Here is a 16,870-nt window from a genome sequence, read left to right as displayed (position 1 = left end):
TCGTCGCGTTCCCGTTCGCGTGGCCCGACCCGATTGCCACGTGGTACGGCATTGGAGCCGATGCCGATCGGTGGCGACGATTGGGTCAGGTGTCGAGCCGCTGCGATGCCGGTTGAAGCGTGAAGCTCATTCAATAGCGCGCGCCGTGCACACTGTCCGACTCCAGCAAGAGCTGACGCATGAGCGCCTGGTCGAATATCGCGTACCGGGAATTCTGGGATGTTCCGCGGATGATCGTCGCGGAGCGGCGCGGAGAGGCCTACCTGTTCTACTCCAGGTTCGACGAAGAGGCCGACGAGTACATGGACTGTTACGAGGTGTGGCGCTTGCCGCCGTTGGCGAGCATGGACCTGACCGGAACATGGGAGGGGCTGGAGAAGCGGGCCCTGGCTCGACTGCCCGACATCAGCCTGTCCGGACTGCCCTTCGTGGTGCCCAGGCGCACGCAAGCCTGACACCTGGCAGTCGGGAATGCGTCGACGCGAGGCGTGGGTGTCATGTCGAAGCTTGCCACTCGCTCCCCAGGCCGTTACAACACGGCAGGTCTCGGGTATCGGGCGCCATGAAAAGCATCGTCGTTGCTGCGGTCCTTCTGCTGGGTTCCACGATGGTCCTCGCCGAAGATCCGCCCGAGTTCCAGCCGTTTCCGCAAGCCCGCATCAGTGTTGCCCAGTGGGAGGCCTACCGACAGCAGGTGCATGGCGCTTACGGGGCTTCTCTCCGCCAGTTTCCGGAAGAGCACCTCGAGGTGCTGCGCAGCCCGGACAACGTCATGCATGTCGCGTTCACCACCGCCGGGCACGCCGCCCATCCGGCGTGGGTCACGCGCTCCGTCCACTCCGGAAAGGTCAACCAGATCGGCTACTTCGCGGGCAGCGAAGCGCCCTTCGCGGTGATGTTCCAGGCTTATCGCGACCTCACCCGGCGCAGCATCGACGCGATTCCCGACGAGCCGGCCGGGAGAAAGTCAGCCGAGATCGACGGCGAGCCAGGCACATGACCGTTCCATCGACGCGATCCGGGGACACGGCATGACTCGGGCGAGGCACCTTCCATGAAGCCACTCGTGGTTCCACCAGCAGCACAACGGGACGAGAAGGCTGTCCAGATGCTCAGCGCCTGGATTGCAGAGCGGGGGCAGCATTGCGCCATCAACATCGGTCTGTGGCAGGACAACGGGCGAAACGAGGCGCCTGCCTGGGGCATCTTCCTCGCGGACACGATCAGGCACATCGCCAACGCGCTTGAAGAGCGGTATGGCCAACCTGCTCCCGATTCGATATCGGCCATCCTGGCGTCGCTCCACAATGAACTGGGTGACCCGACGTCGACGGTGCAAGGTGGATTTCGTCATGGTCACGGCTAGGCGGTCCCGCCGTCCGTCCGGGTTCCCGCTGCGTCACTGCGCGCGACGACCCGGCTGCAGAGGCTTCCGATGCGAGCGTGTGCTCCCTGCATGAGCAGGCACCCCGGACCATCCCGCGAGCCGGAGCGGCAATTCGCCCCGAGGATCGCTTGCATGGACAAGTACCGGCACGTCGTTCGTGTTGGAAACGTCATGGGTCCGGTGCGCGCCCGACGAATCGTCGCGGCCCTTACGCTTGGCCCGAGCCGCGGGCCAGTCTTGTCACGCGGCACGATCGTCACGGGCGCGCGCGCGGGTTCCGGCGTCGGGCATCATCGAGGACACGCATGACGGCAACCCCGCCCATCGCTCGCCGTCCCAAGTTCATCGGCTCGGTCTGCTTGCGCGGCTTCGAGATGAAACCTGCCGAGGTCGAGGCCTTGATCGGCGTGCCGGCATCGTCGTCCGTCGCCCGCGGCGAGGCCAGGGTGCCGAACGGCACGCCCTTCAGAAGATCGGCGGTATCGTGGGAGATCGAGTTTTCCGACGCCACCCGACTCGGCGAGATGATTCCGGCTCTTCTTTCACGGGTAGGTGGCGTCGATCAACTGATGGCGATCAAGGCCCGGGTGATGCCCGAGTTCATCGAGTTCGATATCGCCATGTGGATCCTCGGCTCGGACGAGCAGGAAGGGGGCGGCATCGATGCGGGTAGTGTTGCTTCTCTCGCCATGCTGGGAGCCAGTCTCAGCATGGGCTTCTATGCACGGGATCCAGGTTGACGAGGCACGCGGGCCCGCCCGCACCGGCATGTCGTCGTTCGCGGTCGAGCTTCAGTAACGGAGAAGCGTCACATGCATGACACTCCCTGCAGCCGCCATGGCGTGTCTGACGCCGTGGTTGCCGTCACCGGCAGCGGCTTCTTCGGGCTGGTCGCCGTCCGGTTCGGGTGCTGACGAGATGAAGGACATGAAACGGCCCGTCAGCCCACGACCGGACTCCTTTGCCAGCGACAAGGAGCAACGGTACTGGCACATGGCCCAGGACACCGCGTTCAGGGTAGGGGCATCGTTGATCCTCGCTGACGGATCTACGTGGGTGGATTTCGGGAACGAGCGTGTCCTGGTGATCACGCCGGAGAAAGAAAGCCAAACATGGTTCGAGACATGGCGGGCCCTGCACACGAGGTATCCGGAACAATCTCATGTGTGGGCAGGTACGCGACTTCTGACATCGAAGTGATGGACAGCAACTTTTCGGATCGGACATTCACCATGAATGCCATGCGGTTGGCCTTCTGCACATTGCTGGTTGTTGCGGTCGCCGGGTGCGATCTTCAGGAGGAGGGTGATGCCAGGATGGGCGATCAGAATTTCAAGACGGCAATCGCCCTGATCGAGTTGCACAAGGTGCGCACCGGCTCGTATCCGGCGACCCTCGACGATCTTCGCTTCGCGGGCGCGTGGGATCAGATCTCACTCGCATCCGTCGAGTACGTGCGGCTGGAGTCCGGGTACGAGCTGAATCTCACGCGCGGCTGGATAGGCACGCCGAGCCTCACTTATCCCAACGCGTTCTGGCAGGGACTGGGCATCCGGAAGTCGAACATGCAGGGCGTGCCAGGTCGGGCGGAGCTCCCGTCGGGTGGACGCACCGTGGCGGCCTCCACGTGTCGCCCATGCCCACCGTCAGCTGCCGTCGGTGGAGATTCGTAAACATGCGGGATCCTCATCTGTTCCCCGACGACGAGAATGGCGAGGTCCTGTGGCGAATGGCGCAGGACGGGGACAACCTCGACAAGGCGAGGGAGATCGATTTCTCCGTGATCTTCCCCTCGGAGGAGGCGGCCATGCAATTCGCTACCCGTCTCTTGCGACGCGGCGAGAAGGTGTCGTTCGGATCCCACGAAGGAGATGACGAGTGCCCGTGGCAGGTCGAGGTGCATCCGGTCATGCTGCCGACGCACCGGAACGTCACGGATTTCGAGAACGTGCTCGCCATGGAGTCCGAGTCCCTGGCAGGCCGCAACGACGGTTGGGGCTGCTTTTCCATGGAGTGAACCGAATGGTGGTCCGGATTGGCGAGGAGGTCTGGTTGAAGGCAGGAGCTCGAGGAATGCATGCAATCCTCGCGGTGCTGTTGCTCTCGGCGAATGCGCTCGCCGAGATGCCTTCGCGGCCGGTGCTCGAATCGCAGGCGGGAAGCATGGGCTACCCGACGGTGAGTGCCGCACGTGATGCTGCGCGTGCCGCGCCCGGTGCGGAGATCGAGGTCCAGAATGGCTGGACCATCGTCAGCATCCGGGAAGAGCGCGTACTGTGGTCCTTCGCACCGGAAACCGACCCTGCCTATCCTTCTGCGGTCAGGAGGGTTGTATCGGAATCGAACGGTGCACTCGTGGTGAGCATGAGCGTTCTTTGCCAGGCCGAGAAGGCATCCTGCGATCGGCTGGTCCAGGACTTCCAGGCGCTGAACGAACGCATGAAAGACGATTTCGCGCGCCGTGGGCGATGACGTCCCGTCGCGCGTTCGCCGGCGGAAGCCTCAGGTTGCATGACACACCACGTGGTTCCGATTTTCCTCTCCCTCTTCGGCCTCGCCATTGTCTGGCTCGTGTCAGCGTTGCTTCTTTTCCGCTCCCTGGAAGAGAGGCATCCCGCCATGCATCAGCGCATCGGAAGCCCACGTGGCTTCGAGCCTCAGGCAGGCGTGGCGTTGCTCGGCTTCCTGCTGACGAACAAGCCGGAGTCCCTGGGCGACCGCACGATCCTTCTGCATGCCCATCTCATGCGCGTGATCCTGGTCGTCCATCTGGTGGGCTTCGGCGTGCTGGTCTACAGCGTCGGCACGGGGCAGCATGCAGCCTGATCGCTCGATCGATCCGACACCGCTTCATGGTGTGGCTCGGTTCGATCCATTGCACTGCCAGGAGGATTCATGGGCGCATGGGGAACGGGTTCCTTCGACAACGACGACGCGGGCGACTTCCTCGCGGACGTGACGGACAGCGGCGACCTCGCGCTGATCCGCGAGGTGCTGGACAACGTACTCACCTCCACCGAGTACGTCGAAGCGCCGGACGCGTGCCAGGCCATCGTCGCGGCAGAGATCGTGGCGGCGGCGCTGGGGCGCGCGACTCTGGCCGCGCAACAACAGCAAGATCTTTCCAGGTGGCTGGCGAGCATCCGTCCGAAGATTGACGCCGACCTCGTCGCGCAGGCGCGGGAGGCCCTGACCATGATCCTGGCCGAGAACTCCGAACTCCGCGAGCTGTGGGAAGAGACGGACGACTTCGCCGAATGGCGGGCGTTGGTCAATGAGCTGGGCCAGCAGCTGCATGTCTGATCGTGCGATCCAGCATCGGGCACCTGCGCGTGCTCATCATGCAAGTCGTCCAGATCCTGTGGACCAAGGCCACGCGCGGGGCACCCCGATCCCATGAGCGAGTCGGTCTGGCCAGACGTTTCGCGATTGCTCCCGGCAGCGCGGAGTGCCTCGTGGGCGGAATGGCGTGGAGCATCCGCGTGGTGATGGACTCGAAGGCATCATGAGGTCAGCATGCCTCTCGAGGATCTCTTCGTTTGGCGGGCTCAACGTCACAAGCTGGTCGATACGCCTCGAATACTGACCGTCGATGCCACGATCCGGCGTCGCAACATGTCCAACTTGCAGCGAGCGTACCTCCATGAGCTGGAATCATCGCGTCGTACGAACGAGCACCGGCTTGCACATCTTCGACGTCTATTACGACGATGACGATGACGGGAGGCCGATAGCGACGCATGAGATCCCGAGCACCGTCTACGGCGACACGCTCGAGGAGCTGCAGGACAAGCTCGATCTGCTCGCGCTGGCGCTCGCGAAGCCAATCCTTGATGAATCGGAGATCGGAAGCCGCGACAGGTCGCCGGAAACGTGAGCCCGGAGCTCATCGCTGCGGGGAGATCGCAGTGATCGCCAGCTGGCATCGGAAGCGCGGTTCTGCCGAGGATGCCGGACGTGGATCGGCTGCGGTGCCGACGTGCGCTCCCCGAAGTGATGTCTGCGGTACAGTTGAACGGACTGGGCGTATGGATGGGCAGGGAGTCGCCCGTCACCCGCCAAAAAAAAGGCCCATCATGATCAGGCTGCTTCTCAGGCCGTCGCTTGCCGAGTGAGGGAGATTCCATGGAAGGATTCATCGCAGTGTCGGGCATCGCCCTGGCCTTCGCGTCCACTGATGCGAACGTGGATCGAGCTGTCGCCTACGACTGGCCTGCGTCGCTGGTGGTCGAGGTCGATCTCGACAGGACTGGCCGGAAGGATGCCGCCCGGCTCGGCATCGCCGCCGGGAGCGTCGGGCTACTCGTGACGATCGACGACGTTCCTTTGCCGGTCATCGACATTCCTGTCGACGGGTCGATGCAGTTCGGAATCTGCGACGGTTCCGACCCTGGGATCCGTGTGGAAGCGCAGTCCGAAGCTCCGCTGGAGGCACTCGGCGAGGCGCCTCGAGGCTACGAGATCTGCGCGACATGCGTCGAGATCGTGGTGAGCGGCGGAGACTGCGATCCGCTGCACTTCTACTGGGCACGGCCCGCACGCTTGCGTGGTGGCGCGCGTGAGGGCTGGCAGTCCGATCAGCGTGAACGTCATGGATGGTGTGATTCGAGCGTCTGCTCGCTGGAATCTGACATCTCGCGCGGATTCGGCCGGTCGTCCCGGTGCTGTCTCGATCGGAAGGTCGCAGGATGCGGTTGTCGGCATGCGATCGAGAGCGCGTTCAGCGGCATCCGGCTTGAGCAGGCCTGCTCTGACGCTCGCGCTCCTGCTGATGATGGCAGCCGGATCCGCGAGTGCTTGTCTCGTTTTGGCGCCTGACGAGCAGCGTCGTATCGACGCGGAGGACCTTGCACTGCAGGTTGAGTACGCCGAATCGCTCGCGAGCGAAGCCGAGGCCGTGTTCATCGGCCAAGTCACGAGCATCGACGACGCGTCATTGGCGCATGTGGTGGTCGATAGGGTCCTGAAGGGAAAAGCGGAGACGTCGGTGCGCCTTCCGGCGCATGGCTTGGAAGGCCTCGTCATCTCGTGTCGGGAGTCCGACATGTTCCACAATGGCCAGGTGTCCGCCGGCCTTAGGTACATTTTCTATCTGCGTGACGGCAATGTACTCAGGGCAGGCTGGGTCGAGCGCAGAAGCGGAAACCTTTCGTTGCGTGACGAAGCGCGCATCGTGCGCCGCGTCGAGGGCGACTAGTTGGGATGTCGTCTTGGTGCGGCCTCTTTTGCCGTCGGCGCATGACGGTGACATGCCATCATGTGCGTCTCCCCATGGTTGCTCGCGGAGCCCGCATGCATCGCATCCTCTGCTCGCTGTGTCTCATGCTGGGCAGTGTGCATGCGTTCGCATCCGACGCGTGCCTCGCGTTCGACCGCGAAGGCGTCGTGTTGACCGGTCTGGTCTACCTCAAGACCTTCTACGGTCCTCCGAACTACGGCGAGAGTCCCGACATCGACGCGCTCGAGACGCAGGCGCTGCTCGCGCTCGATGCGCCCCTCTGCGTGCGGGCCTCCGGCGAGGATTCCGGGAGCGATGCCGTCGGTGTCACCGAAGTGACGCTCGTTCCGCTGGCAGGCATCGGGTTCACGAAGTACGCGGGCCGTCGCGTCTCGGTGACGGGCAGCCTGTTCCCGCCGATCACGGGGCATCACCGGACGGCCGTGCTGATCGAGGTCCGATCCCGTCCGGACGTGTTGCGTTGAGCAGGTCGGGCAACACGTCGGGGCCGGCACTCGACCTTCCGTCGACCCGATACGGGATGCCATTCTTCGTGCACTCGTCGTTGCCGGGACAGGGATGTTGCGCATGCAGCCTCGAATCTCGCTTGGGCGCGTGTCGCAGGGCGATGCTGCCTGCCCAGACGCTGGACTGATTGCGTATGCCGCGCGCCACAATCGTCGTCGCTGTCGATGAGCCGGGCGAAATCGAGGCGGCCGAGCGCTGGCTCGCGCGCTGGTCCACGGCGATCACGTATCAGTCCGACAACCAGGGATGCGGCTGCTGCGTCGACATCTGGGAGGTGGAAGCCTCGGCCGAGGCCATGGCGGAGCTTCCGGAGTTCCTGGCAGGTCCGTCACCCTCGCACGGGGATGATCGGTAGCGCTCCCGGATCGTCCCTGATGTCAGGATGCCTGTTCCGAGTAGCGTCGGGATGCCTTCTGCGTTCGCTGCGGTCGGCATACACATGGGCGTGGCACTGGGTGGATCGACAGCGTGGTCGGACTGTCGATCCATTCCGCTCATGCGGTGACGTGCCGGGATGCACGCGGCGTCACGCCGAGCCTCACGACCCCAGCGGCATGCGCACCTGGTAGAACTCGACCAGCCGCGACACGGCCGGCGGATCGACATTGCCGAGTCCGATCACCACTTCGCCGAGCGTCGGGAAGATGCGCAACTCGCCGTTCATGCCGGGCGCACCACCGCCGTGGCCGTAGACGGGTATGCCGTCGACCTTGGCGACATTGAAGCCGTATCCGTAACGCGGGCTCTGGTCGCGCGTGGCCTCGGCGAGCAACTCCGATGGCAGCAGCGTGCCGGCCTGCAGTGCGCGTGCGAACCTGAGCAGGTCGCCGGCCGTGCTGTAGCCGCCACCTGCTGCCGTGCCTCGGTACGGCAAGGTGTCGATCGCATCGGTCCACGGTGCGCCGGGCCTGGCTCGCGTGTAGGCGGTCGCGCGCGACGGAACCGCTGTCTCTTCGGGCAGCGAGCCGCTGTCGCGCATGCCGGCGGGCGCGAACAGGTGGGTGTCGATGTAGTCGTAGTACGACTGGCCGCTGGCGTGTTCGATGATCGCGCCGAGCAGCACGAAGCCGTAGTTGCTGTAGCGATGGTCTTCGCCGGGTGCGTGATCGGGGCCGCGCGAGCCATACAGGCGAACGTAGTCGTCATGCGTCTTGAGGGTCAGACGCTTCGCATCGAAGTCCGGCCCGAAGATGTCTCCGGTGCCACCCGCATGCGTGAGCAGCTGGCGGACCGTGACTTTCGCGATCGCCGCGTTCGGATAGTCCGGCAGGTACTGGCCGACCGTGCCGTCGAGCGACAGCTTGCCCGCGTGCACGAGCTGCAGCGTCGCGACCGCAGTGAACATCTTGTTCATCGAGCCGAGGCGGAACCTGGTGTCGAGGGTCACCGGCGTGCCGGCCTTGCGGTCGGCGAGTCCCCATGCGCGCTGCAGCAGCACGCTGTCCCCGCGCGCGACGAGCAGCACGCCGGCGAAGGCATCGCGCTGCGCGTCCTGGTCGGCCTTCGCAGCGAGTGCCGAGACCGCGGCCGCCTGGTCGAGTCGCGTGACGCGCAGATCGGCAGGCGGTTCGATACGTTCGATCCTGACGACGAGCGGCGCGCCGTCCTTCACGATGGTCTCCACGCGTGCGATCGTGTCGGACTCGCGCTCCTGCACCAGTGCCTTCGACGAACCGGCCTCGGAGGCTTCACGGCGGATCAGCCGGAAGCCCCCCGTACGCGCGCGGAAGTCGAGCATGCCGTCGACGTCCATCGTCGGCTGGTGGCTATCGCGGAAGGCTTCGAGCGAGGCGCGATCGTCCGCATTGAAGGCCGCGAGCCAGGCGTCGAGCGCGTCGCGGGCGGGATCCTCGCTCGTCGGTTTCGCGGCGGCGTTCGGGTTCGGCACGGGATCGGTCACCGGCGCCGCCGCCGGGACATCGAGCGCGATCAGGGCGATCAGGAGCGACAGGGCGGGAACAAGGCATCGGTTCATTGCAGGAGTCCGCGTCGGGAGACGCACGAGGAGATGCGGACAGGGCCGTAGCGGTTGCACGTCACGGTGTGCGTGCTTCCCCGGACTCGGACGGCATCCGACGGGTCGCGCCGATGGCATCGGTGCTTGCGCCGGCTCTGCGCGTAGAATCGAGTGCTCGGGATCACGGATGGATCATCGGAGGAAGGCCTTGGAACCCCTGTTGCGCGTCGAGTACTTCGATGCCGCGATCGCGATCGCGTCGGTGCCCGACGAGGCTGCCGAGCTGCGTGAGCTCAAGGACGCTGCCGTTGCGCTCGCCGAGCAAGAGGACGCGACGCAGCGGCAATGCATCGACAACCGCCTGCGCGCCGGCGAGAAGCCGCGGCGTGTCGGTGCGCCATCATCGGTACGCAGCGCGAGCCAGCGTGCGGCCGACGAGATCCACGCGCTCGAGATGCGCACGTGCCGGCGGGCGACGTCGGCCTCGGAGATCGTGCGCTCGATGCTCGTGCTGAGTCTCAACGACACGACGTTCAATCGCCCGCTGCTCGTCTACATCGATCTCGCGGAGAACAAGGCGCTTGCGGAAGCGTTGCTCGACGCCAAGGACGCGATGCAGACGCGCTTCGAAGCCTTCCTGGCGCGCCGGGAGGCGACGATCTGATGGCCGTGCAGGGACGTCGACGGTGCAGGCCGTGTTCGTGAAGGCATGACGTGATCGGGATGGGCGCGTCTCGTCGCTTGTCTGGATCGCATGGCAAGGGAAGGGGGCAACCGTGATGTTCGAACGATCCATCCGGCTCGCGGCGTCGAAGGCCGCCACGCAGGACGAGCGCGACGCGCTCGGTGAGGCATGATCGTGCTTCGATGTATCGATCCCGCGCATGCACGGCAAGACGGCTCCGGCACGTCGTCGCGGCTCGTGCGCCTCATGGTGTCGTCCGTGCTCGCCGTGTCGTCGATGGCGGCATCGGCAGCGGACTCCGCCAGCGATCGCAACCTGCTCGGAGCGTGCGCCACGGCCGTCTACCGCGAAGCCGCATCGGAGGCCGGTCGGCGCGATCCCAGGATCGTGCACGTCCTGCCGAGGGGCGAGACCTCCACGCGCGAGATCGGGCGTGAGCAGCTGCTCGGCGTGTTCGACGGTGCCGACGGGTCGGTCGTCGGTCCGGCACTCGACGACGTACACGCACGTTCGGCGCAACGCTGGGCGCCTCCGTCCCGCATCACGATTCCCGGTGTGATCGTGCGGCTCGCGGCGCCGCGCAGGGACGATGTGCTCGGCTACAAGGACTTCTATCTGTCGTTCTGGCCGCCGGGGCATGATGAGGCGAGCGGCACAGCGTTGGTGCTGGCATCCTTCGGTCCGTCGCCCCACGGCGGCATGGCCGCATGCCGGCTGCAGCGATCCGGCGAAACCTGGAGCGTGGTCAGGACGTGGGTCGTGTCCTACCTGTAGACGGGATCTTCGCCGCGGATCGGTCAGCGTCGCGCACGTGATCGGGCCGTGAATCCAACGCGGAAGGAGCCATCGTGAAACACGTCGTCACCGTCATGTTCGTGATCGTCGCGGTCATCCACCTGCTGCCGTTGTCGGGCGTACTCGGCAGCGAGCGACTCGCGTCGCTCTATGGTCTCGCGTTCGACGAGCCGAACCTCGAGATCCTCATGCGGCACCGAGCCGTGCTGTTCGGACTGCTCGGCGCGTTCCTTCTGGTCGCGGCGTTCCGCCCTGCGTTTCAGGTGCTCGCCTTCGTCGCCGGGTTCGTCAGCGTGGTCACATTCCTGTGGCTGGCATGGTCGGTCGGTGGCGCGAACGCGCAGATCGCGCGCGTCGTCACGGCCGATGCCGTGGCGTTGGCGTGCCTGCTGGTTGGGGTTGGTGCACGTGCGCTGGAGGGTCGCCGGCGATGACGCGATCGAGTGGAGAGGGTGCCTGCGCCACGCCCGAGGACACCGTCCGCGGCTTCTGGCGCCTTATGGCGACGAACGACTTCGCCTCGGTGGGGCAGGTGCTCGCCGACGGGTTCGTCCTCGAGTGGCCACAGTCCGGCGAGCGCATCCGCGGTGCGGCGAACTTCGCGCGCATGAACGTCGAATACCCGGCGCACGGTCGCTGGGCGTTCCGCGTGTTGCGGCTCGTCGCGTCGGGCGACCAGGTGGTCACGCATGTGGCCATCGGCGACGGCGTGCAGGCCGCCGAAGCAATCTCGTTCTTCGAGGTCGTCGACGGCAGGATCACGCGTCTCGTCGAGTACTGGCCGGAGGCTTACGCGCCTCCGGCGAACCGTGCGCATCGGGTCGAGCCGCTCGATGCGCCGTTCCCGGCGTCGCCGATGCCCGAAGGACACGAGGCATGAGAGGCGATGTGCATCGCATGATGCGTCTTCCGCCGTCGGGACGGCATCCCTCTGCTCGCTCGACAGGACCCTTGCGCGGCGATCCATGTCGTGCCTCGAAACCGCCACCGGAAACGCCGACACGATGACCACGATCGACGCCCATGCGACGCCGTCCTACATCGTCCTCTACCGCTGGCGCCTGCATGAAGGCCAGGAGGATGCCTTCGTCCAGGCATGGTCGCGCGTGTCGGAGCTGCTGCGCTCGGAGCGAGGCTCCCTCGGCTCGCGCCTGCACCGTGGCTCGGACGGCCTCTGGTACAGCTATGCGCAGTGGCCCAGCGCGCAGGAACGCGCCGATGCATTCGCGCTCGGCCCGGTCGACACCGAAGCCGGCGAACGGATGGCGCGTGCGATCGCCGAGCGCCTGCCCGACATCGAACTCGAGCCGTTCGCCGACCATCTGGTGCCGCTCGCGTGATGCGCGCACGCCACACGGCGTCACGCTCGTGACGCGTCCATCACGCGCGGTGGACGATGTGCTCGCCGCCGTCCAGGATCACCTGCGCAGGCTTCACCCGGAACAACCGTCCGAAGCGATTCCCCTCGCCTTCTGGGCGATCGATGACGACGAGCTTTTCATGGAAGCGCTCGAGGCCTTGCCTTTGCACATGGGCATCGACGAACACGGCGTCGTGCCCGGCATCGAACGCATGCCCGAGGGCTTCGGACTCGCGTTCCCGATCTTCTGGCTCGAGGACGATTACGCCATCAACGGCTGGACGGCGCTGACCAATGCGGGGGAATGGCTGCTGCCGTCCGCCATCGCCGCCTATGATCGCGTCGGCATGCAGGGAGAAGCTCGCGCGCTCGAGGCGGCGCTGGCGGCGTGCCGCATCGACCCCCACGATGAAGATGCCGCCACGGCGGCCTATCACGCTGCGGGCACAGCGTATGCGGACGATGAACGTCACGCCGGATTGCTGGCCTTTTTCCGCGCCAACGCGCATCTTTTCCACGTTCCGCAGGCCGATGCATGAGCAGGGATCACGATCACATGACACCACGTGCCGCGATGTCGACCGACCTGCTTCGATGGCAGAGGCTCGTGATGCGAAAGCGCCTCGCGATCGCGGTGTGCGTGATGGCCGCCGTCGCATGCATGGCGCCGCCGACATGCCTCGCGCTCGGCGTCGAGGACACGGCCTTCGTCGGCCTTCGTGACGATGGCGGACTCGTGCGCCTCGCGTACAAGGACGATGCGCCCGCCGGATCGCCGGGCGGTGCCGTCTACGGCGCGACGAGTCCGGCAAGCCTCGCGTTCTGCCGGGCAACCAAGGTGGACGAGGTTGCGGTGCGACTCTCCTGTGCTTCGGCGCCCGACCGCGATCCGGCGATCGTCTACGACGCGCTCCCGATACCTGCGCAGGGCATGCATCCGCCGCAGGGCGCGCCCTACGCGGACGAGTACCGCGAGCTTGCCCGCGCCGCGAAGCTCGGGTCGGGCACGCAGCGCGGCGATGCGCTCGTGCAGGCGATCTACGTGTGCTCGCGTGGCTGCACGCCGGAGGTCCCGGCGCGGCTTTATCAGGTCGGTTTCCACGATTGACGGCGTGGTTGCGGCTCACTCGCCCATCGCTCTCGGGCTTCCGATGCGAAAGGTCTCGTCGCCCCCCACGCGGCAGGGCCAATGCTCTACGCTTCGCGCGCCACGGTCGGGATCGGACATGCGCGTCGTCATCGTCTACGGAGTGTTCCTGCTGCTCGCCGGCGCGGTGCTCCGCGTGGCGTTCGACCTTCCCCACCTGTTCGATCCGGTGGTCGCGGTGGGCGTCGTGCTGACCGCATTGCTCGTCGTCGCGCCGATCCTTTTCAACGTGGCGCACCTGCGTCCGAAGCCCGGCGAAACCCTGCGCGAGACGCTCGGTCGATGGACCGGTTATCTGGGGCTGGCAGTTTTCGCGCTGGCGCCGTCGCTCATCGCGGTGCGGGGTATCGCCGAGGCACGCATCCCGGCGTTCGGATCGCGCCCGGACATCCTCTGGATCGAGGATCCGGCGATGTTCGTGGTGATGCTCACGGTCTGGATCGGCATCGGCGCGGTCTTCGCGGTGCTGCTGCGCAAGGTGGTGGTGGCGGGTCGTGAGGAGGACGACGAGGGTCGTGCCGACGCCGATCGCGCGTGAGCGCATCCCGCCGATCTGCGTCATGACCAAACGTGCGTTCGCTGTGAGCGTCGGTCATCACGCCCGGCCATGGCATCGCGTAGCGTAGGTGGCATGAGCCGATCACTTCCGTTCCTTCTTGCGTCGTCGATCGCCGCATCGGGGTGCGCGACGCAGCACGACGCATCGCGAGCGCCCGTTCGTGTGGTCATCGTCCATGGATACGCAGCATCACCCTCCGATCACTGGTTCGCGTGGCTCGAGCGCGAGCTCGAGGCGAGAGGGGCGGAGGTGTCGATCGTCTCCCTGCCTTCGCCCTCCGAGCCGAAGCCGGGCGAGTGGCAGCACGCGATCGAGACGCAGGTGCCGGTGCTCGATGCGGACACCTGGTTCGTGGCCCACAGTCTCGGCAGCATCGCCGTGCTGCGGTTCCTTGCGTCGCAAGGGCGCGACACCACGATCGGCGGTTACGCCCTGGTGTCGGGATTCAACGAACGCCTTCCGCTGTTGCCCCAGCTCGACGACTTCATCGTCGCCGACCTCGATCACGCGAGGCTCGCCGGCGTCACGCCGACCAGGATCGTCATCGCCGCTCGCGACGATGCGATCGTGCCTTTTGCGGCGAGCGAGCGCCTGGCGGCGTCACTGGATGCGAGGTTCATCGCGGTCGAGCGTGGCGGACATTTCCTCGGCAGCGACGGCTTCACGACGTTTCCGCTGATCCTCATCGAACTCGACAAGGCTCTCGCGACAAGACGTTAGGCGGGCCTGCAGCCGATCCTTGCCCGACAGTACGGCGGCGACCCAGAATGCCGCCGTCCGTCCGCTGCCCTGCCACGAGGATCACCTGCCGATGTCCGACGCCGACCAGCCGTTCTACGTGTTCGAGCATCCCGCGTTCACGGATGCCTTCGATGCGCAGCGGCAGAGCCGCCTCTACGGGTTCCGCTACACGACCGATCACGCGAAATACGGTGCCTTGTGCGACGCGCTGCGCGCGCGGCTGTCGCCCGAGGTGCTCGCTGCATCGCTCGGCACGCCGCTCGAGAAGGTGCCCGACAACACGCCGCTCTACATCCTGCGACTGACGCCGGAAGCACGCGGGACGGTGTTGCCCGTGCTGCTCGAGGAAGCCGTCGCACTCGGATTCTCCGTGCTCGACGACATGCAGGGGCGTTGCCATTGCCCGGCCGGCCTCTGGACGATCGACGGCCTGCAACCCGCGGCGTCGGCCTGAGCGTTACGATCGGATCGCACGATCCACAGGCGATGCGCGCCGACACATTCCACGACGGGGCGCTGTCGTGTCGACAGCGCCCTTCCCACTCACGAGGTGAATCGACATGGCCAAGGTCACCGGCATTGGCGGCATCTTCTTCAAGAGCAGGCGCGACAGCGCCGCACTCTCGGCGTGGTACCAGAAGCATCTCGGCATCCCGCTCGAGAGTTGGGGTGGCGCGGTGCTGCGCTGGCCCGACGACACCGCCGAGGACAAGGGCCTCACGGTCTGGAACGTCGCCGACAAGGACACGCAGTGGTTCAGTCCGAGCGACTCGAACTTCATGATCAACTACCGCGTCGACGACCTCGAGGCATTGATCGCGCAGCTGCGTGCCGCTGACGTCGAGATCGTCGGCGGCCCCGATGCGCACGAGAACGGAACGTTCGCCTGGATCATGGATCCCGAAGGCAACAAGGTCGAGTTGTGGGAGCCGAAGCTCTTCGACGCGAAGAACAAGCAGGCGTGACGACATCGTCGCCACGTGAGCGCTCCGCGATCACGCTCGAGGATCTCGAGGCCTTTTTCGGTTGTGAAGGCAGGCTTTCCGACGATGACGTTCCCTGGCCTTATCAGCTCGTGACGTTCCATCGTATGGAGTCCGACTGGAGCGTCGTCGCTTCCATCGATCCGGTGGCGCCGGACATCTCCTTGCGCATCGTGGTGGCGGGCCGCCTGGTGTACGAACTGCAGGCTGAGCAGGTCTTCTCGCTCGAGGTCCATGCCAATCCGCAGCATCGCAGCCTCGCGATCCGGTTCTCGGACCTGAACGTGATCCATGTCCGTCTGGATCCCGAGCCGGCCGTTTTTCACGCCAAGGAAGCGTACTGATGTCGCATCGCCACGACACGAGTCCATTGCGTCCGGTTTACGCGGTGACATCGGGAGCCTGTGGCAGCGCAATGCCATGAGCGTCCAGCGCATCGTCCTTTCGTCGCATGACGTCGGCTGGCTGGATGCCTTCGAGCGTGAAGCGGCTGCCGTCGCGCATGCACTCGGCGATGCGCTCGACACGCTCCACCACATCGGCAGCACGGCGATTCCGGGCATTCACGCCAAGCCCGTCATCGACATGCTCGCGGTGACGGCGGATCTCGCGCGACTCGACGCGCGCGCGGATCGCCTCGTCGCCCTCGGCTACGAAGCGCTCGGCGAATTCGGCATCGCGGGGCGTCGCTATTTCCGCAAGGACGGCCCGGACGGTGAGCGCACGCACCAGATCCACGCCTTCGAGGCGGGATCGCCGCAGATCGCAAGGCACCTCGCGTTCCGCGACTACCTGATCGCGCATCCGGAGGTCGCCCGCGCGTACGACGCGCTCAAGCATCGACTCGCGGCGATCCATCCGTACGACACGCGAAGTTACACGCAGGGCAAGGATGCGTTCATCGCGGAGATCGATGCGCGCGCGGCGAGGTGGCTGGCAGATCGCAGGTCTCACGACTAGGATCGTGCGCACAAGTCGCGGCCTGCCTTCCGCGACGCTGTCGTGTGGGGAAGAACATGGATGCCGGGCGAGCGCCGCAGAGCGGCTGGTGGATGGTCTATCTGTTTCTCATGCTCGTGCTGAGCGTGGCCGGCATCGTCTCGGGTGTGGATTCACCGGCAGCGCTGCTCATGTCGATCGTCAACGGCTACGCGATCGTCGGGCTCTGGGGCTGGCTTTCGCAGAAGGCGATCGGCTGGCGGTCGGTGTGGTGCGGCTACGCATTCTTCCTCATGGCGGGAGGGTTCGCCTTCACGGCGATGCTGCTGTGGGTCGCGTCGCATGAGCGTGATCCGGCCTATGCCGTCATCGCCCTGGCGAGCGTCATCCTGTCGGCACCCTTGTGGTGGGCGATCTGGCGCTACGCGTTCCGCAGTCCGGCGATCTGGAGCGAATCGTCTGCGCACTCGGCGGGCGTGCTCCCGGAGCGCAGGCCTTGAACGATCACGCACGCTGCGCGTGGCACGCGTGTGGACCGGGACGTTGACGACGGGTCACGCGTCCGCGCGGC

29 protein-coding genes are annotated in these 16,870 nt (G+C 65.9%); 28 read left to right on the top strand and 1 reads right to left on the bottom strand.

Annotation, left to right across the window (positions count from 1 at the left end; translation table 11 throughout):
• Window positions 1-179: 179 nt before the first annotated feature.
• The 14 genes from ACQQ2N_RS03185 to ACQQ2N_RS03120 all read left to right on the top strand — a co-directional run bounded on the left by ACQQ2N_RS03185 (window position 180) and on the right by ACQQ2N_RS03120 (window position 7,488).
• The gene (locus tag ACQQ2N_RS03185) at window positions 180-455 is read left to right on the top strand and encodes a hypothetical protein (RefSeq protein WP_440224230.1); all 276 of its coding nucleotides are present in this window, start codon (window positions 180-182) and stop codon (window positions 453-455) included.
• 107 nt (window positions 456-562) lie between these two features.
• Window positions 563-1,000, top strand: a complete 438-nt coding sequence (locus ACQQ2N_RS03180) for a hypothetical protein (RefSeq protein WP_440224229.1) — start codon at window positions 563-565, stop codon at window positions 998-1,000.
• 54 nt (window positions 1,001-1,054) lie between these two features.
• Window positions 1,055-1,366 carry a DUF5076 domain-containing protein gene (locus ACQQ2N_RS03175; RefSeq protein ID WP_440224228.1) on the top strand — a complete coding sequence of 104 codons (312 nt, stop codon included), beginning with the start codon at window positions 1,055-1,057 and terminating at the stop codon, window positions 1,364-1,366.
• 326 nt (window positions 1,367-1,692) lie between these two features.
• Window positions 1,693-2,127, top strand: coding sequence for a hypothetical protein (locus ACQQ2N_RS03170; RefSeq protein WP_440224227.1), 435 nt, complete (start codon window positions 1,693-1,695; stop codon window positions 2,125-2,127).
• Window positions 2,128-2,619: 492 nt separating this feature from the next.
• Window positions 2,620-3,060: a hypothetical protein gene (locus tag ACQQ2N_RS03165; protein ID WP_440224226.1), complete on the top strand. Its 441-nt coding sequence runs from the start codon at window positions 2,620-2,622 to the stop codon at window positions 3,058-3,060.
• Window positions 3,061-3,062: 2 nt separating this feature from the next.
• Window positions 3,063-3,404: a ribonuclease E inhibitor RraB gene (locus ACQQ2N_RS03160; protein ID WP_440224225.1), complete on the top strand. Its 342-nt coding sequence runs from the start codon at window positions 3,063-3,065 to the stop codon at window positions 3,402-3,404.
• A gap of 56 nt (window positions 3,405-3,460) precedes the next feature.
• Window positions 3,461-3,859, top strand: a complete 399-nt coding sequence (locus ACQQ2N_RS03155; RefSeq protein WP_440224224.1) for a hypothetical protein — start codon at window positions 3,461-3,463, stop codon at window positions 3,857-3,859.
• A gap of 39 nt (window positions 3,860-3,898) precedes the next feature.
• Window positions 3,899-4,213, top strand: coding sequence for a hypothetical protein (locus ACQQ2N_RS03150; protein ID WP_440224223.1), 315 nt, complete (start codon window positions 3,899-3,901; stop codon window positions 4,211-4,213).
• A gap of 69 nt (window positions 4,214-4,282) precedes the next feature.
• Window positions 4,283-4,690: a DUF4259 domain-containing protein gene (locus ACQQ2N_RS03145; protein ID WP_440224222.1), complete on the top strand. Its 408-nt coding sequence runs from the start codon at window positions 4,283-4,285 to the stop codon at window positions 4,688-4,690.
• 379 nt (window positions 4,691-5,069) lie between these two features.
• Window positions 5,070-5,264: a hypothetical protein gene (locus ACQQ2N_RS03140; RefSeq protein ID WP_440224221.1), complete on the top strand. Its 195-nt coding sequence runs from the start codon at window positions 5,070-5,072 to the stop codon at window positions 5,262-5,264.
• 248 nt (window positions 5,265-5,512) lie between these two features.
• Window positions 5,513-6,205 carry a hypothetical protein gene (locus ACQQ2N_RS03135; RefSeq protein WP_440224220.1) on the top strand — a complete coding sequence of 231 codons (693 nt, stop codon included), beginning with the start codon at window positions 5,513-5,515 and terminating at the stop codon, window positions 6,203-6,205.
• On the top strand, window positions 6,195-6,584 hold the full coding sequence (locus ACQQ2N_RS03130; protein ID WP_440224219.1) for a hypothetical protein: 390 nt from the start codon (window positions 6,195-6,197) through the stop codon (window positions 6,582-6,584). The genes ACQQ2N_RS03135 and ACQQ2N_RS03130 overlap by 11 nt, the downstream gene beginning before the upstream one ends.
• A gap of 95 nt (window positions 6,585-6,679) precedes the next feature.
• On the top strand, window positions 6,680-7,090 hold the full coding sequence (locus ACQQ2N_RS03125; RefSeq protein ID WP_440224218.1) for a DUF4431 domain-containing protein: 411 nt from the start codon (window positions 6,680-6,682) through the stop codon (window positions 7,088-7,090).
• A 176-nt stretch (window positions 7,091-7,266) separates the two neighbouring features.
• Window positions 7,267-7,488 carry a hypothetical protein gene (locus ACQQ2N_RS03120; protein ID WP_440224217.1) on the top strand — a complete coding sequence of 74 codons (222 nt, stop codon included), beginning with the start codon at window positions 7,267-7,269 and terminating at the stop codon, window positions 7,486-7,488.
• Window positions 7,489-7,671: 183 nt separating this feature from the next.
• On the opposite strand, the gene ACQQ2N_RS03115 is transcribed toward ACQQ2N_RS03120, so the two are convergent.
• Window positions 7,672-9,108 (bottom strand): serine hydrolase domain-containing protein, encoded by a 1,437-nt coding sequence (locus ACQQ2N_RS03115; RefSeq protein WP_440224216.1) that lies wholly within the window; start codon window positions 9,106-9,108, stop codon window positions 7,672-7,674.
• Between the two features lie 190 nt (window positions 9,109-9,298).
• On the opposite strand from ACQQ2N_RS03115, the gene ACQQ2N_RS03110 reads away from it, so the two are divergent.
• The 14 genes from ACQQ2N_RS03110 to ACQQ2N_RS03045 all read left to right on the top strand — a co-directional run bounded on the left by ACQQ2N_RS03110 (window position 9,299) and on the right by ACQQ2N_RS03045 (window position 16,799).
• Entirely contained in the window at window positions 9,299-9,754 is a 456-nt protein-coding gene (locus ACQQ2N_RS03110; protein ID WP_440224215.1) for a hypothetical protein, read from the top strand.
• 279 nt (window positions 9,755-10,033) lie between these two features.
• Window positions 10,034-10,549, top strand: a complete 516-nt coding sequence (locus ACQQ2N_RS03105; RefSeq protein ID WP_440224214.1) for a hypothetical protein — start codon at window positions 10,034-10,036, stop codon at window positions 10,547-10,549.
• Window positions 10,550-10,623: 74 nt separating this feature from the next.
• Window positions 10,624-11,004 carry a hypothetical protein gene (locus tag ACQQ2N_RS03100; RefSeq protein WP_440224213.1) on the top strand — a complete coding sequence of 127 codons (381 nt, stop codon included), beginning with the start codon at window positions 10,624-10,626 and terminating at the stop codon, window positions 11,002-11,004.
• A complete protein-coding gene (locus ACQQ2N_RS03095; protein WP_440224212.1) occupies window positions 11,001-11,450 on the top strand; it encodes a nuclear transport factor 2 family protein in 450 nt (149 codons plus the stop codon). Before ACQQ2N_RS03100 ends, ACQQ2N_RS03095 begins: the two co-directional genes overlap by 4 nt.
• Window positions 11,451-11,574: 124 nt before the next feature.
• Entirely contained in the window at window positions 11,575-11,910 is a 336-nt protein-coding gene (locus tag ACQQ2N_RS03090) for an antibiotic biosynthesis monooxygenase family protein (protein WP_440224211.1), read from the top strand.
• Entirely contained in the window at window positions 11,840-12,469 is a 630-nt protein-coding gene (locus ACQQ2N_RS03085) for a hypothetical protein (protein ID WP_440224210.1), read from the top strand. Before ACQQ2N_RS03090 ends, ACQQ2N_RS03085 begins: the two co-directional genes overlap by 71 nt.
• A 17-nt stretch (window positions 12,470-12,486) precedes the next feature.
• Entirely contained in the window at window positions 12,487-13,038 is a 552-nt protein-coding gene (locus ACQQ2N_RS03080) for a hypothetical protein (protein ID WP_440224209.1), read from the top strand.
• Between the two features lie 142 nt (window positions 13,039-13,180).
• On the top strand, window positions 13,181-13,615 hold the full coding sequence (locus ACQQ2N_RS03075; protein ID WP_440224208.1) for a hypothetical protein: 435 nt from the start codon (window positions 13,181-13,183) through the stop codon (window positions 13,613-13,615).
• A 93-nt stretch (window positions 13,616-13,708) separates the two neighbouring features.
• Complete coding sequence (locus ACQQ2N_RS03070; RefSeq protein WP_440224207.1) at window positions 13,709-14,356, top strand: RBBP9/YdeN family alpha/beta hydrolase; 648 nt, start codon at window positions 13,709-13,711, stop codon at window positions 14,354-14,356.
• A 91-nt stretch (window positions 14,357-14,447) separates the two neighbouring features.
• Window positions 14,448-14,831, top strand: coding sequence for a hypothetical protein (locus tag ACQQ2N_RS03065; protein ID WP_440224206.1), 384 nt, complete (start codon window positions 14,448-14,450; stop codon window positions 14,829-14,831).
• A 106-nt stretch (window positions 14,832-14,937) separates the two neighbouring features.
• On the top strand, window positions 14,938-15,342 hold the full coding sequence (locus ACQQ2N_RS03060) for a VOC family protein (protein ID WP_440224205.1): 405 nt from the start codon (window positions 14,938-14,940) through the stop codon (window positions 15,340-15,342).
• Window positions 15,339-15,704, top strand: coding sequence for a hypothetical protein (locus ACQQ2N_RS03055; protein WP_440224204.1), 366 nt, complete (start codon window positions 15,339-15,341; stop codon window positions 15,702-15,704). The genes ACQQ2N_RS03060 and ACQQ2N_RS03055 overlap by 4 nt, the downstream gene beginning before the upstream one ends.
• On the top strand, window positions 15,652-16,320 hold the full coding sequence (locus ACQQ2N_RS03050) for a GrpB family protein (protein WP_440224203.1): 669 nt from the start codon (window positions 15,652-15,654) through the stop codon (window positions 16,318-16,320). Before ACQQ2N_RS03055 ends, ACQQ2N_RS03050 begins: the two co-directional genes overlap by 53 nt.
• A 56-nt stretch (window positions 16,321-16,376) precedes the next feature.
• Window positions 16,377-16,799, top strand: a complete 423-nt coding sequence (locus ACQQ2N_RS03045; protein ID WP_440224202.1) for a hypothetical protein — start codon at window positions 16,377-16,379, stop codon at window positions 16,797-16,799.
• Window positions 16,800-16,870: the final 71 nt, after the last annotated feature.

Source organism: Dokdonella aquatica (assembly GCF_051987395.1).
Classification (GTDB): Bacteria; Pseudomonadota; Gammaproteobacteria; order Xanthomonadales; family Rhodanobacteraceae; genus Dokdonella.
This window is presented reverse-complemented; position numbering and strand designations above follow the sequence as displayed.